At 62.8% G+C, this 13782-nt stretch carries 15 protein-coding genes; all 15 read left to right on the top strand.

All coding sequences use genetic code 11. The features are described 5' to 3' along the window. Positions 1-195: 195 nt before the first annotated feature. The 15 genes from ACNFHO_RS22620 to ACNFHO_RS22690 all read left to right on the top strand — a co-directional run bounded on the left by ACNFHO_RS22620 (position 196) and on the right by ACNFHO_RS22690 (position 13782). Positions 196-345 carry a hypothetical protein gene (locus ACNFHO_RS22620; protein ID WP_162714425.1) on the top strand — a complete coding sequence of 50 codons (150 nt, stop codon included), beginning with the start codon at positions 196-198 and terminating at the stop codon, positions 343-345. Between the two features lie 15 nt (positions 346-360). Beyond that, a complete protein-coding gene (locus ACNFHO_RS22625) occupies positions 361-1272 on the top strand; it encodes a dihydrodipicolinate synthase family protein (protein WP_063546097.1) in 912 nt (303 codons plus the stop codon). 14 nt (positions 1273-1286) lie between these two features. Next, complete coding sequence (locus tag ACNFHO_RS22630; RefSeq protein WP_416767407.1) at positions 1287-1667, top strand: L-rhamnose mutarotase; 381 nt, start codon at positions 1287-1289, stop codon at positions 1665-1667. Further along, positions 1664-2686 (top strand): homocitrate synthase, encoded by a 1023-nt coding sequence (locus tag ACNFHO_RS22635; RefSeq protein WP_112899152.1) that lies wholly within the window; start codon positions 1664-1666, stop codon positions 2684-2686. The genes ACNFHO_RS22630 and ACNFHO_RS22635 overlap by 4 nt, the downstream gene beginning before the upstream one ends. A 9-nt stretch (positions 2687-2695) precedes the next feature. Further along, entirely contained in the window at positions 2696-3430 is a 735-nt protein-coding gene (locus ACNFHO_RS22640) for an HAD family hydrolase (RefSeq protein WP_112899151.1), read from the top strand. Next, entirely contained in the window at positions 3427-4128 is a 702-nt protein-coding gene (locus ACNFHO_RS22645) for an SDR family oxidoreductase (protein ID WP_063546093.1), read from the top strand. The genes ACNFHO_RS22640 and ACNFHO_RS22645 overlap by 4 nt, the downstream gene beginning before the upstream one ends. Before the next feature lie 14 nt (positions 4129-4142). Beyond that, the gene (locus ACNFHO_RS22650; RefSeq protein WP_414154244.1) at positions 4143-4871 is read left to right on the top strand and encodes an SDR family oxidoreductase; all 729 of its coding nucleotides are present in this window, start codon (positions 4143-4145) and stop codon (positions 4869-4871) included. Further along, positions 4868-5863, top strand: a complete 996-nt coding sequence (locus tag ACNFHO_RS22655; protein WP_416767409.1) for a hypothetical protein — start codon at positions 4868-4870, stop codon at positions 5861-5863. The genes ACNFHO_RS22650 and ACNFHO_RS22655 overlap by 4 nt, the downstream gene beginning before the upstream one ends. 104 nt (positions 5864-5967) lie before the next feature. Then, a complete protein-coding gene (locus ACNFHO_RS22660; RefSeq protein ID WP_112899149.1) occupies positions 5968-7287 on the top strand; it encodes a lysine N(6)-hydroxylase/L-ornithine N(5)-oxygenase family protein in 1320 nt (439 codons plus the stop codon). Continuing rightward, complete coding sequence (locus ACNFHO_RS22665) at positions 7271-8335, top strand: NAD(P)/FAD-dependent oxidoreductase (protein ID WP_063546089.1); 1065 nt, start codon at positions 7271-7273, stop codon at positions 8333-8335. Before ACNFHO_RS22660 ends, ACNFHO_RS22665 begins: the two co-directional genes overlap by 17 nt. 10 nt (positions 8336-8345) lie before the next feature. Then, positions 8346-10349, top strand: a complete 2004-nt coding sequence (locus ACNFHO_RS22670; RefSeq protein ID WP_416767411.1) for a class I tRNA ligase family protein — start codon at positions 8346-8348, stop codon at positions 10347-10349. Continuing rightward, a complete protein-coding gene (locus ACNFHO_RS22675) occupies positions 10350-11165 on the top strand; it encodes an ABC transporter substrate-binding protein (protein ID WP_416767412.1) in 816 nt (271 codons plus the stop codon). A gap of 2 nt (positions 11166-11167) precedes the next feature. Continuing rightward, positions 11168-12547 (top strand): pyridoxal phosphate-dependent decarboxylase family protein, encoded by a 1380-nt coding sequence (locus ACNFHO_RS22680; RefSeq protein WP_416767414.1) that lies wholly within the window; start codon positions 11168-11170, stop codon positions 12545-12547. An 81-nt stretch (positions 12548-12628) separates the two neighbouring features. Next, positions 12629-13192: a GNAT family N-acetyltransferase gene (locus tag ACNFHO_RS22685; RefSeq protein ID WP_112899146.1), complete on the top strand. Its 564-nt coding sequence runs from the start codon at positions 12629-12631 to the stop codon at positions 13190-13192. 50 nt (positions 13193-13242) lie between these two features. Then, a complete protein-coding gene (locus ACNFHO_RS22690; protein WP_054892522.1) occupies positions 13243-13782 on the top strand; it encodes a hypothetical protein in 540 nt (179 codons plus the stop codon).

Raw genomic sequence — 13782 nt, forward strand, 5'->3', positions numbered from 1 at the left:
TTGTAATAAGTAGAAACAGATGCACCGCGTATTAATATGCATTTTTTTCTTTTTCCAGCGTCGGTAACAGGTTGATACAAATACCAATTCGACAATATTCAGGACGAGCCATTTAATTGCCACCGACTTCCAGTCATGCCGATTTGCAACTTTTTGGATGTTGCACCTTTATTAGGTAGTCGTCGGTATGTCGCCATGGAAATCGACAACGTATTGAAACTTTCGGCGCGGTTTTCTGGCGTTGAACATGCACTTTATCGATGGGTGAAGGCCTGTCGTGAGGCTTTCGAAGTTGCCCTTCAGGTACTTCGCTGTGCTGTTTCTGTTGTCTACGTCAACATTTGATAAGGAGTATCAAACATGACGCAACGCCCTCTTCAAGGCGTCCTTCCGGTCGCCATCCTGCCTTACAACAGCGACCTGTCCCTGGACACCTCCGCCCTGCGCCTGCAGATCGAGCACATTCTGCATACCGGCTGCGATGGTGTGGTGATCGGGCAGATTTCCGAAGTTTCCCGACTGACCACCGCCGAGCGTTTCAGCCTTGCGGAACTGATTGCCGAGCAGACCGCGGGCAGGGGCCTGTCGATCATGAGTACGGGCGGCGAAAGCATTGCCCAGGCTGTGGAGTATTCGCGTCAAGCTGAGCGCGCCGGCTGTGATGCCTTGCTGGTGATGCACCCGTCGATGTGGGCGCTGGATGACGAGCAGATGTATACGTACTTCGCCAACGTCATCGAGAGCGTACAGGTGCCGGTGCTGGTGCATCATGCCAAGTCCCTGGCCAAACGCCCGCTGTCGATCGATGTGCAGGCACGCCTGCTCAAGGCGTTCGGCCCCGAGAAGGTCCAGTTCAAACCCGAGTCGGCGCCGACTGCACCGAAGGTCTCGCTGCTTCGTGATGCCACTGCAGGGCAGGCGCGGATTTTCGAAGGTGATGGCGGCATGATGCTGGTCGACACTTATCGACGCGGCTTGGCCGGGGTGATCCCGGCCACCGAGATCGCCGAGATCACCGTGGCCTTGTGGCGCGCCCTGCAAGCAGGTGACGAACGTCTGGCCCGAGCCATCGGCTATCCGCTCTCCTACCTGATGTGCCACATGATGGCAAGCATCGACTGCTACCTGCAGTTGTCCAAGCACTTGCTCAAACGCCGTCAATTGATGAGCAACACTTTGATCCGCCCACCGGTGGACTTCACCATGGACCCGGAAACTCTTCGGGAAGTCGAGAAAGTCTACGACCAACTTCTCGAATTCGTCAGCCAGTAATAAGGATATTACTCATGAAGCGTTTTGGTTTTTCGATTCAACTGAGCAGCGAACAAGCCGTTGAGGCCTACAAGATGCTGCACCAGGATGTGCCGTCGCAAATTGCTGGCGAACACGGCGTGCTGCGTGAAATCGGCCTGCAACGTATGTCGATCTACCTGCTGCCACCCAATACCTTGTTCATGCAGGTCGAGGCGCACGAGGCGTTCGATCCGCTGCGCGATTTCACCCACGCCTTGTCGGTCCACCCGGTCATCCAGGCCTGGGACGACCGCATGCATGGCGCCGAAAGCCCGCTTCTCAAACGCATCGCCGGCAACCAGACCGGGCTGAACTGGTGGCGTCTGGAGCAGGTGTACGACTGGGCGATCGAACAGGTGAGTGGGCAGAAATGACCGGGCGAAAACAGTCATTCGTGCTGATGGATTGCACCTTGCGTGACGGCGGCTTCCAGACCGATTGGCGGTTTTCCGATGCCATGGCGCGACAGTACTTCGATACCTGTCACGCCATGGGCGTGGACATGGTCGAACTGGGCTATCTGAACCTCGCCGCACCGGGCACTCCGGTAGCTATGGGGTCTTACAAGGCGCTCCCCGAGTCGCTGAGCGAGCAGCAGCGCGAACTGGTCAAGCCGGGGACGCTGCGTGCAGCGGTGATGATCGATGCGTGGCGTATCCTCGATCTGCCGACCCATGAGGTCGCCCAGGTCATTCTCTCGGCAGTGGCTCGTGCGCCGTTTCGCATCGAGGTCTTGCGCATCGCCGCGATGAGCAGTCAGTTGGATGCCAGCTTCGCACTCGCCCAGGTACTGGCTGAAAGCGACCTTGCCGTGATGATCAATCTGATGCAGGTCGCCGAGCTTTCGCCCGAGCAACTGGCGCACGATCTGCGCGGCCTCGGCCAGGTACCGATACAGGCGTTCTACTTTGCCGACAGCTTCGGACGCATGCTGCCGGAGCAGGTGCACCGCGTGCTGCGCCAGGCCGGCGAACTGACTGACCTGCCGCTCGGTTTTCATGCCCATGACAATTATGGGCTGGCAGTTGCCAACACACATGCGGCATTGCAAGCCGGAGCTCGTTACGTCGACGGAACCTTCGCCGGCATCGGTCGCGGTGCGGGCAATGCGCCGACCGAGACCTTGGCCTTGCTCAAGCCCGGCCAGCAGGAAATGGCGTCCTGCGAGCGGTTTCTCGCCGAGCACATCGAGCCGCTGCGACAAGAGGCCAGCTGGGGCTACTCGCCGACCTACCGCTGCCAGGCAAAACACAACGTGCACCCGACCTATGCGCAGAAGTTGTTCGAAGGTGCGCCGCTTTCGGCACTCGAGCGCATCGATATTCTCGGGCGCATCGCCGGGCACGCGGGGGCAGGGAAGTACGACCCGAGTATTCTCAACCACTACATGTGAGTGCGGGCCATGCGAATCAATCAGGCCAGGCTGGGTGACAGGCTGGCAGGCAGCAAACTCGTGTTCTTCGACTGCGATGGTGTGTTGCTGGACTCCAACGGTGTGAAGCTGGCAGCCGTCGAACACGCCCTGGCCGCCTATCCGTCGGCACTGCGCGAGCGCTGCAAGGTCAGTTTCAAGCTCAACTTCGGGCGTTCCCGGCGTTGGCACTTCGAGGCTTTCGAGTCGTTGGCCGGCACGGCCGCCGAAGCGGACTTCGTCAGCGCCAGCATTGCCCGTTACGAGCACTACCTGCAACAACACTACAGCGCGGCGCCACCGGTGGCCGGTGCCGCAACGCTGTTGCAGCAACTGGCGGACTGCGCGGTGAAATGCGTGGTGATCAGCGGTGGCAATGAAAAGGAAATCAACCTGGCCCTGGCAGCCAACGGCATGGACCACTATCTGGCGCGCATCATCGGCTCCCCGGTGGCCAAGGCAGCAGCGATCCGCACATTGCTTGAACAGTACGACTGCACACCCGGCGAAACGGTGTTTCTCGGTGACGCGATCGCCGATGCCGAAGCTGCCATCGTCTGCAATGTGCCGTTTCTGTTTGTCAGTGGCCACGCCCTGGTCAAGCGTGATGCCCTGAGCCAGTGCTGGCCCGTCGGGCATTGGGCGGGGGAGGTCGAGAACCTGCAGCCGGATGCACCGATCACGCGCTTCAATCTTGTCGCACAGACTATCCAGGAGGACTCATGAGCGACCATCGACATCGGCCATTACGCATCGTCGTCACTGGCGTCAGCCGTGGGCTGGGCAAAGCTCTCAGCCAGGCGCTGGCGTCCCGTGGACACCAGGTCTTCGGCTGTCAGCTGTCGGCCGAGGCGCAGTCTGCATCCACTGACAATCCGGCGCTGTTCAACGCCTCGGTGACCGAGGCTCACGAGATGCGCGAGTTCGCCAGGACTGTCATGCGTGACGGCGGGGTGGACATCGTGGTGTGCAACGCCGGGGTCATCAACCCACGGCAACCGGCCTGGGAAATCGCCGAGCAGGAATGGGCACGGGTACTGGATGTGAACGTGCTGGGTGTGGTCAATACGATGCATGCCTTCCTGCCGATGATGCTCGACCGCGGCCAGGGCTTGTTCATCGCCATCAGCTCCGGCTGGGGGCGTTCGGCCTCTTGGGGGTTGGGGCCGTATTGCGCGAGCAAGTTCGCTGTAGAAGGGTTGATCGGTTCACTCGCTGCAGACCTGCCCAACGGTGTGAACGCCATCGCTCTGGATCCGGGTAACGGGGTCAATACCCAGATGCTCTCGGTGTGCTTGCCTGATGAACACCAAAACTATATCGCACCGCAGTTGTGGGCCGAACATGCTGCCGACTACATCGTCGGGCAGCTTTACCAGGAAAATGCCTCAGGTAGCCGCACGGTTCCACATCCGGGCCTTTGACAGGAGTCGCAACGATGCTGAAAGACAAACGTGTGGTGGTCACCGGTGGTGGCCGTGACTTTGGACAGGCCGTGTCGGTCTGGCTGTCCCGCGAGGGCGCCCATGTCGACCTGTGCGCGCGCCAGTTGCAAAGCGCTCAGGCCACCTGCGAGATCATCCAGGGCGAGGGTGGCTCGGCGCGTGCGTATGCCTGTGATATCGCCGATCCTGCCTCGGTACGGGACTTCGTCCAAGCGCTGCAAGCCGATGCGCGACCTGTGGATATCCTGGTGCTCAGCGCTGCGCAGTGGCTTGAAGGCCCGCTCGGCGAGGATGACAGCGACGAGGACATTGTCAGCACCATCAATTCCGGGCTCACCGGCTCGATCACCCTGACGCGTGCGTTGCTGCCAAGCCTGCGACGTTCTGCTGCGGCAGATATCGTGGCCATGGTATCGGTGTGCGGTGTGCCACAGTTCACCAATTCGGTGGCGCATCCGGCGTTCTTTGCCGCCAAGCATGGCCTGAGCGGCTTCTGCCTGAACATGACCCACCATCTGGCTGCCGAGAACATCCGCGTCACCGGATTCTATCCGCCAGACTTCGAGGTGACCGGACTCGAGGAAACGGTTGATCCTGCCGGTCGGTTGCTCAATGGCCGCTCCATCTGGGAAACCATGCGCTTCGTGCTGACCCAGCCGCGCAACTGCCATATCGACGCCGTGCACTTTCGCGGCCCGACCCGTGCGGAACTGGGCGAATGAAACCGGCCTACGATTCGCCTGCGCGCGCCGCGTACCGGCTGGCCAGCGATGACCTGCAACTGCGTGAGGTGATGCCGGAAAATATCGAAGCCGGGTACTTTCGCGCCGATTGCGACCCTGCGGTGTTCTACGACAAGTGCGAGCAGTATCGCGCGCTCAGTCGTCTCGACCCAGGGCTGGCGTTCAGCGCTCAGGTGCTTGGCTCCTGCGCCGAGCTGTCGGGATATACGCAAGGCGATTGGGTCGTGCGTCCGGCGATTTCACCGCACTCTCGGGGCTGCGCCGTGTTGCTGGGCGAGCACGGCATCGCGGCTGCCGAAGCGGTGTTGCAGGTTATGCCAGGGCCTTTGCTGGTCCACCGCCATGAAGCCGGTTACACGGTGTTCATCAATGGGGTACTGGAGGAAGGGCAATTCCAGGTCAGTGACGCGTGGCGTTGCCACACCCAGGACTGGCTGGCGCGGCGCATTCTCACCGCGGTAACCAGTTTGCCCCCCGCTGCCTTGCCTGCTGATCTGGTGCCGCGTCTAGCGCGGCTGGCCTCTGGCCTGGGCCTGCTGTACGGGCCACTGCACGCTGAAGTGGTGATCACTGCGCAGGGGTCGCGTCTGGTCAAGCTGGCGCCACGGCTGGCCAGTACGCCACTACCTGAGCTATGCCAGCTTGGCGGTTGGCCCAGCCAGCAGGATCTCTGGCAGAAGCGCCCGGTAGTTGACGTCGCGAGCGCTGCGCAGGCGGTGGCCGACTACTCGTTCGTGATCACCCGGCCTGGGCGTGTCCTGGCGATGCGTTTCGATCAACAGGTGCGGGCGCTGTCGAGCTTCAGCCACTATTTCCTGGCGCCGCCGACAGGCCAGTGGGTGCAGACCACCACCGACGGTACCACCTATGGCTGCACGGTGTTCCTGCGTAACAGCAGCGCCGAGGCATTGGAGGCAGATATCGCGCAGCTTCAGGCGCTCAACCTGACGGACGCCTTCGTCTTCGGCTAGCCCTCAACCGTTCAGGCAAAACCAACCGGCCCCCGGGACTGTCATCGCGTAATGACCTTCCCGTGGCCTCGCTCAGCCCGAAATTCTGTAGACAGGGAGTTCACATGAGTTTTGCAACAGACTTGGCCAGAAGCCCTTGCGAGCGCAAGGTTCACGATGTGGTGGGCATCGGGTTCGGCCCTTCGAACATCGCACTCGCCATCGCACTCCAGGAAATGGCACCGCAACTGGATGTCGCGTTCGTCGACAGCGCCCCCGGCTTTGCCTGGCACAAGGGCATGCTGTTCAAGAATGCGACGATGCAGGTGTCCTTCCTCAAGGATCTGGTCAGCTTCCGCAACCCGCGCAGCCACTTCACCTTTGTCAATTACCTGCACAGCAAGGGCAGGATTGCAGCGTTCTGCAACCGCAAGGACTTCTTCCCTGCCCGCGTGGAGTTCCATGACTATCTGAGCTGGTGCGCGGCCGAGTTCAGTGATCAGGTGTACTACGGGCACCAGGTGATACGCATCGTCGAAGGCGGTGTCAGCGACGACGGTGCAGCACTGTTGCGCATCGAGATGCGCGTAGGTGATACCACCACCTCGCTGCTGACCCGGTCCGTGGTGCACTCTCTGGGGTTGGAGCCGCGCTTGCCGGAAGGCCTGCACGCCGACGCACGCATTACCCATGTTCATCATTTGCTGAAGCACTTGCAGGAAACCCCGCCCAAGGCTGACGGGCATTGTGTAGTAGTCGGAGGAGGGCAAAGCGCCGCCGAGGCGGTGGAGTACCTGCTGGAGACCTACCCATCGTTGCGGGTGACAGCAATCCTCGGTCGCTACGGCTATACGCCTGCCGACGACAGCCCCTTCGTCAACCAGATCTTCGACGCCGACGCCGTCGACGATTTCCATGCCGCGCCACCCCACGTGCGCCAGCATGTCCTGCGAGTCCACGCCTCTACCAATTACGCCGCCGTGGACCTGGCGCTGATCGAGAAGCTCTACCGGCAGTGGTATGACGATGAAGTCACCGGCCAGCAACGCCTGGTGCTGGAGCGTCTGAGTCGTTTCCAGATGGCGAGCACTCATGGGAATGAGCTGCAAGTGACGTTCAGCCGACAGCTCAGTGGTGAGGTGCAGAGCATCGCCTGCGACTACCTGATCTGCGCAACGGGATTTCGCCCACGCAACATCGCCGACCTGCTGTGCAGCGGGCTTGCCGCGCGATTGATCAAGGACGAAGGCGGCGCCTGGCTGTCGCGCCACTATCGGCTGACCTTCAAGGGTGAAGCGGCGCCGCTGCTTTACTCCACTGGCATTGCCGAGTCTTCGCATGGCCTGAGCGCCACATTGATCTCCAACATGGCCATTCGCGCGGGCGAAATTGTCGACGACCTTTGTGCCAGCCTGACGCGGAGGCAGTATGAGCAAGCCGTTTGACGTGATCATCGTCGGCGCCGGGATCATCGGCGCCACCTGTTTCAAGATCTTCGGCGATATGGGCAAGCGCTGCCTTCTGATCGACGAGAAGCCGCTGGGGTGCGGCATCACCGGCGCTTCCGGGTGTATCGTGCGGGTCGCTCACAGTCACGCAGCAGCCACTGCTGCTGCGGCGCAGGGGTATCACTTCTACCGGCAGTTGGCGGACACGGCGCAGGTGCCATTCGCCCGCACCGGCTACCTGCATTTCGCCGAGCCCGCAGCCCTGGCGCGCATGCACGACTGGCTCACCGAGCACGACGTGCCTGCCGAGCTGGTCGGGCCAGAGCAACTGGCGGCGCATTATCCAGGCTTTGCGATCAGCGCCGAGCAAGCGCTGTTTGAACCGGGCTCGGGCTATATGCAGGCACGTCCTACCCTGGAATACCTGGTCGGCGCGGGGATTGCCAACGGTGGTGTCTACCGTGATGCCGTGCGCGTGCAGGGCCTGAACCTCGATGGCGCCGGGGGACGGGTAGTCGGCGTGCAGACCACTGCCGGCGAGCATGCAGCCACGCATGTGGTGCTGGCGATGGGGAACGCGACTGCAGAATTTGTGCAGACGCAGTTCGGGCAGGCGTTTGGCCTGTGGAACCAGCACATCCAGGTCACCCGTTTCAAAGGTGAGGCAGCATTGCTGACGGCGCCGTGCTTTATCGACGACGAGCACGATCTGAACGGCCGTTGGTGCCCGCTGACCCAGGGGTTCTATGTGGGCCATCCTACTGGGCAGCGGGTACCGGCCAGCCACGCCTACGCCCCGGCCGATCCTGCGCATGTGCAGCGTACCCGCGAGCGCGGCCAACTGCGTTTCCCGTGGTTACGCCATGCCCAGATGGATGGCGCGTTGTGCCACAGCGACTGCTACAGCACCCAACCGATCGCCGTGCTCGGCCAGCAGCCTGGCCTGCCGGATGGGGTATTGCTGGCCTCAGGCTTCAGCGGCGGTGGCTTCAAGATGGCGCCTTACGCTGCCATGACCCTCGCTCGTGAAATCACTCAAGGATAGAGAGACGACCGTGAAGAAGATCAACATGTTTTCCCCTGCCAAGCGCTTCTACAATGTCCACGCCCGTGCCGTCGAGTTGCCAGGCTCGAACCTCAACCTGATGGGTTGTACCTTGGCGCCAGGCGAGCAGAGCCAGGCGCACAATCATTTCGAAGATGAAATCTTCGTGTTCACCGCCGGGCATGGCGTTGTGCGTACCGCGAACGAATCGCTGCAAGTAACCGCGGGTGACGCCGTTCATTGCCAGCGCTTCGAATCGCACACCGTGCACAACCTCAGTGAAGACGCACCCCTGCAGTTTCACTCGCTGTACTGGGATGCCGGTACCGCGAACCCGGTGGCCGTGCAGCCTGTGCGCGACACACTGATTTTCGCCACTCCTCCCACGCCCAATGGCGACCTGCATCTTGGCCATCTCAGCGGCCCCTATGTTGCGGGCGACGTGCTCAAGCGCGTTCTGGCAGGTGCAGGGGCAAAGGCGTTCTATGGCAGTGGCCGGGATGACAACCAGACCTATGTGGTCACCTGCGCGGCGAAGGAAGGCCGCACAGCCGTCGACTGCGCCGAGCACTATGCCGAAGCGATCCGCCACACCTGGGGCATGTTCGGCATCGACATGGACCTTTTCATCACCCCGGACAACCAGGGTGCCTATGCCGATTTCGTGCATCGGTACCTGCAACGCCTGCATGACAAAGGCCTGATCTATGCCAAGGACACCCCGGTATTCGTCGACGACCGCGGTGATGCCTTGCACGAGGCGTTCATTCATGGCGGCTGCCCGCATTGCGGCGAGAGCAGCGATGGCAACGCCTGCGAAGCCTGTGGCCGGCCTAACCAGTGCATCGACCTGTCCCAGCCACGGATCAAGCGCGATGGCCGCCAGCCCCAGCTGAAGATCGAGCCGCGCCTGTTCTTCCGCCTGAGCGCGCTGGCCGATGAACTGGCCCAGTATGTACAGACGGCGAGCATGCCGGCACATGTCTATCAGCTGTGCCATTCCATGCTTGTCCAGGGCCTGCCCGATATCTGCATCAGCCACCGCAGCGACTGGGGTATACGGCACCGCCTGCCAGGGTTCCAGGACCAGATCCTGTATGTGTGGTTCGAAATGGCCTTCGGTTACCTGTGGGCTGCCGGCGAGTTGCCGGTCGCCGGCCAGGATCGTTTGGCGCGAGCCGCCCAGTGCTATTCGGGGGCGATGGATATCGTTCACTGCTATGGCTTCGACAACGCCTACTACCACACGCTGTTGTTCCCCGCGGTGTATCTGGCGCTGGGGCTCACACCGCCGGGTCATCACGTGGTCAACGAACTGCTTGACCTCGATGGCAGCAAGTTCTCTACCAGCCGTCGCCACCTGATCTGGGGCAAGGACTTCCTGGCCGAGGCGGGACGCGACTACGCCCGCATGGCGCTGATGCTGACCCGTCCCGAGGGTGTTCGCAGCGACTTCACCGTGGCCCGGATCAGCGAGCGGATCAACACCTTGTTCGCCCAGCAGTTGTCCGGCTGGACCGAGAGCCTGCAGCGCAGCCTGGCGCGACAGGCAGGCAAGGTGCCGGAGCCGGGCGCTTGGTTGGCAGACCACAAGGCCTACTACGACGAACTGTGCCAATGGATGCAGAGCTATCGCCAGGCGGCGTCGCTCGATAGCTTCTCGCCACGGCGCATGGCCGAGCAAGTGGCCCAGGTGATCGACCGTGTGGCGCGTTTCGGCCTGGCCCAGGTCTACCTGGTGGATACAGGGCAGGGGCCTTGGTCCAATCATGCCCGCACTGCTGTGGCGCTTCAGGCCTTGACTGCACGTTGGCTGGCCCATGCGCTGGCGCCGTTGGCACCTGACCTCGCCCAGCAGTTGGCCGAATGGCTCGGCCTGGAAGCCCCTGAGCAGGATGCCGCCAAGGCTTGCGCATTCTTCGATGCAACCCAGGTGCTCCCCTGCCAAGGTGGCTTGCGGCTACCGACGATGTGCGCCAAGACGCTGGAACGGTTGATGCCGGAGCGTGCCTGAGTGGAACAGGTCGGCATAGTAGGTCCATTCACCGGCCCGCGTGCGGCCTATGGTCGGTGGTTGCGCCGGGCCGCCAGTGGCACGACGCTGCGAGTGTGCTGGGCGGACGATGGCGCCGATCCGGCCTTGGCGTTGGTCGCTGCCCGGCGTTTGCTGGAGGCCGGTGTGAGTGCGGTGGTCGGGCATTTCAACAGCGAGTGCGCGCGTGTCGCGGGTGCTTTGTATCAGGCGGCGGGCGTGCCCTTGTTGCTGCCCGCCGCCACGGCGCCAGACCTGTGTCAGGCCGTCGGTGCGTACCGGCTGTGTGCAAGCGAGAGGCAGCAGGTCGCAGCGATGCTGGAGTACCTTGCCAGTGCATCAGGGTACCTCGAAGAGGTCTGGTCGGATGGCTCGGTCTACGGCGAGCGCCTGGCACAGTCGCTGCGGGCTGGCGTTGGTCAGGTGCCGCAGCCGCGCGCCGGGCCGCCGATCCATGCGTTGATGGGCTCACACGTCAAGGTTGCACAGCAGATCCGCCTACATGGCCGCTCCGACACTCTGTACCTGCTGCCTGACGACTGTGTGATCGATGAGTTCGATGTGCTGCTCGAGGGCTACGAGTTGTCGACGCTGTGCCCACACGCTACTCCGGACTTCGGCACGTGCGTACGCCTGGCGCTCGGTCACGTCGAGACCGCCATCGCCCAGGGACGAAGCGTTGCCGAGTACCTGCGCAGCCACCCCGACTTCCAGGGCGGCGAGCACCGGCATGCCGGTTTTACCCTGGTGCGGCGCGATTATCGAAGCGTCGCCTCTCTGCTTACAAGGATGTCCTGAACATGCGCGCACCAACCCCCGCACTGCCCGGCATCGGCGACGCCGGCCTGACGCATGAATCGCTTGAGCTGATGCTGGAGGCGATGCGTCAGGCGCTGCTCGGCCAGCGTGCGCCGATGGCGGCACCCGCCTCGGCTGCGACCCTGCAAACCCAGGTCGGTGCCTGCATCACGGCACAGGGCCTCGGCTTGCAGGCATCGCTGAAGCTCTTCACTGAAGTGCTCAGCCGTCAGGGTGTGCCCACTGATCACCCAGGTTATCTGGCCTACATCGGCTCGGCGCCGACACCGGAAGCGGCATTGATGGATGGGCTGCTGTCGGCCAGCGGCATGATTGGCTCGGGCTGGCTGGGCGGGGCGGGTTTGATCTGGGCCGAGAACCAGGCCCTGCGCTGGCTGGCCGATCTTGCCGGTTTGCCTGCCCAGGCCGCAGGCTGCTTCGTCAGTGGCGGAACGGCTGGCAACTTCTCTGCGCTGGTTGCGGCTCGGCAACGCTATCGGGCACGGGGAGGAGGGCGTGACGGAGTGTTGCTGGCCACCGAGGGAGCGCATTCTTCCATCGTCGTGAGTGCCGGCCTGCTGGACCTCGAGGTGGTGACAGTGGCCGCCGATGCGCTTGGCCGGATGACTGCCGCGAACTTGGCGCAGTCCTTGGCCGCACTGGCCGCCGAGGGGCGTTCTGAACACGTGGTGGCGGTGGTGGCGGTGGCGGGCTCGACCAATACCGGGCAGATCGACGAGCTGTCAGGGATTGGGCGCATCGCACGCCAGCAGCAGATATGGTTGCATGTGGATGCGGCCTACGGCGGAGCATTTCTCTGCGCTGCGAGTGTGCGAGATCGCTTTCAGGGGATCGAGCTCGCCGACTCGCTGATCATCGATCCGCACAAGGGCCTGTTCGTCCCCTACGACTGTTGTGCGTTGCTGTACGCCGCGCCCGAGGAAGTGCCCGCCGCCTTCACCCAGGATGCCGTGTACCTTGATCGGATCAACGCCTCGCAAGCCTGCAACCCGATGCACTACGCGTTTCATCTGTCCCGGCGCGCCCGGGGGGTACCGCTTTGGTTTTCGTTGGCGGTACATGGTACCCGTGCTTATCAGGACACCCTGGAGCAGGTCCTGGCCCTCACCGAGCGGTTGCGGGCGTGTATCGCCGAGCATCCACGACTGGAGTTGATCGAGGCGTCAGGGCTGAGTGTCATCCTGTTTAGGCGTCTGGGCTGGCAGGCACCGGACTACGACGATTGGGCGCAACGGTGCTTGCAGGAGGGAATTGCCCTGGTGGTGCCAAGTGAGTGGCAGGGGCAGACAGTCATGCGCCTGTGCGTTATGAACCCGCGACTCGAGGAGGCACGCTGGACACGACTGCTGGCGATGCTCTAGCCCGTCGGGAGCGACTGTTCCATCCTTGACGCTGACGCTAGACTAACGTGTTGATCTACATCTGTGCGAAGGAGCCCTGGAGTGACCCACCCCCGCAGTTTCCCCAGCGACCTGTGCCTGGACAGCCCGCGCCTGCAGCTGCGCCCCATGCGTCACGGCGATGCCGCGCAGTGGCTGACGATCATGGCCGATCCTGAGGTCATGCGTTTCTGGCACCACGCACCCTGGCAGGAACTGGCCGAGGCCGAAAGCGCCCTGGCCGCCGACCGCGAGGCCTATACGGCCGGCAACCTGCTCAAGCTTGGCATGTACCGGCGCGACAACGACGAACTGATCGGCATGGTCCAGTTGTTCAATCTCGATGACGATTCGCGTCGCGGCGAGATCGGCTACTGCCTGGCCAAGGCCATGCAAGGCCGGGGTTACATGGACGAGGCGCTGACCTGCTTCATCGACTACCTGGCCCATACCCTGCACATGCGCCGCCTGGAGGCGGAGATCGACCCGCGCAACCAAGGCTCGGCGCGCACCCTGGAGCGCCAGGGCTTCGTCCTCGAAGGCACCTTGCGCGCCCGTTGGTGCGTGGCGGGCGAGTTGTCCGACTCGGGGATCTACGGGTTGTTGCTGGAACCGCCTGTCGTCTGAGGCGCGGGTGCGGTAAGGTCGGGGTTTCGCCCGATCCGATGGAGCTCCGGTTGCCAGCCTACTACATCAGCATCAGCCTGCTGCTTTACCTGCTTGGCCTGTTTTTCGATGGCGCCCTGATGGGCGCCGAGCAGCATATGCCTGCTTTGCAGATGCTGCTCTACGGCCCCTGGGGCGTGGCATTCGAGCTGTATCAGTGGTTCGCCAACCCCCTGCTGGCGCTGGCGATCCTGAGCCATCGGCGCTTGCGGCGGCTGTCGCTGCTGTTCGGTCTGCTGGCGCTATATTTGGCGGCAAGCAGCCTCGGCGTTGAGCGGCTGCCCGACAACCGCAGCTACGCGTTCCACGATGTCACAGGTTTCGGGGCCGGGTTCTACCTGTGGTCGCTGTCGATCCTCACCTTCTGCGCAGGTCAGGCCTGGTGGTGCTGGAAGGCCCGCAAGGCCGACGACATGCCGGGTTGGAACTGGCTGGACGTGGCCCTGATCGCAGCGCTCGGCGTGATGCTGTATGCCGCCACGCAGATGCCCTCGCTGCGCTTCGAGGTGGATCAGGTGCTGATGCCGCCCGAGCCTGCACACAGCCTGTAG

The sequence above is a fragment of the Pseudomonas sp. NY15374 genome (assembly GCF_048068255.1).
Classification (GTDB): domain Bacteria; phylum Pseudomonadota; class Gammaproteobacteria; order Pseudomonadales; family Pseudomonadaceae; genus Aquipseudomonas; species Aquipseudomonas machongensis.

What these genes read in the sequence shown, in the direction of transcription:
- ACNFHO_RS22620 (WP_162714425.1), top strand. Translation starts at nt 196, where the DNA reads ATGGAAATCGACAACGTATTGAAACTTTCGGCGCGGTTTTCTGGCGTT.
- ACNFHO_RS22625 (WP_063546097.1), top strand. Translation starts at nt 361, where the DNA reads ATGACGCAACGCCCTCTTCAAGGCGTCCTTCCGGTCGCCATCCTGCCT.
- ACNFHO_RS22630 (WP_416767407.1), top strand. Translation starts at nt 1,287, where the DNA reads ATGAAGCGTTTTGGTTTTTCGATTCAACTGAGCAGCGAACAAGCCGTT.
- ACNFHO_RS22635 (WP_112899152.1), top strand. Translation starts at nt 1,664, where the DNA reads ATGACCGGGCGAAAACAGTCATTCGTGCTGATGGATTGCACCTTGCGT.
- ACNFHO_RS22640 (WP_112899151.1), top strand. Translation starts at nt 2,696, where the DNA reads ATGCGAATCAATCAGGCCAGGCTGGGTGACAGGCTGGCAGGCAGCAAA.
- ACNFHO_RS22645 (WP_063546093.1), top strand. Translation starts at nt 3,427, where the DNA reads ATGAGCGACCATCGACATCGGCCATTACGCATCGTCGTCACTGGCGTC.
- ACNFHO_RS22650 (WP_414154244.1), top strand. Translation starts at nt 4,143, where the DNA reads ATGCTGAAAGACAAACGTGTGGTGGTCACCGGTGGTGGCCGTGACTTT.
- ACNFHO_RS22655 (WP_416767409.1), top strand. Translation starts at nt 4,868, where the DNA reads ATGAAACCGGCCTACGATTCGCCTGCGCGCGCCGCGTACCGGCTGGCC.
- ACNFHO_RS22660 (WP_112899149.1), top strand. Translation starts at nt 5,968, where the DNA reads ATGAGTTTTGCAACAGACTTGGCCAGAAGCCCTTGCGAGCGCAAGGTT.
- ACNFHO_RS22665 (WP_063546089.1), top strand. Translation starts at nt 7,271, where the DNA reads ATGAGCAAGCCGTTTGACGTGATCATCGTCGGCGCCGGGATCATCGGC.
- ACNFHO_RS22680 (WP_416767414.1), top strand. Translation starts at nt 11,168, where the DNA reads ATGCGCGCACCAACCCCCGCACTGCCCGGCATCGGCGACGCCGGCCTG.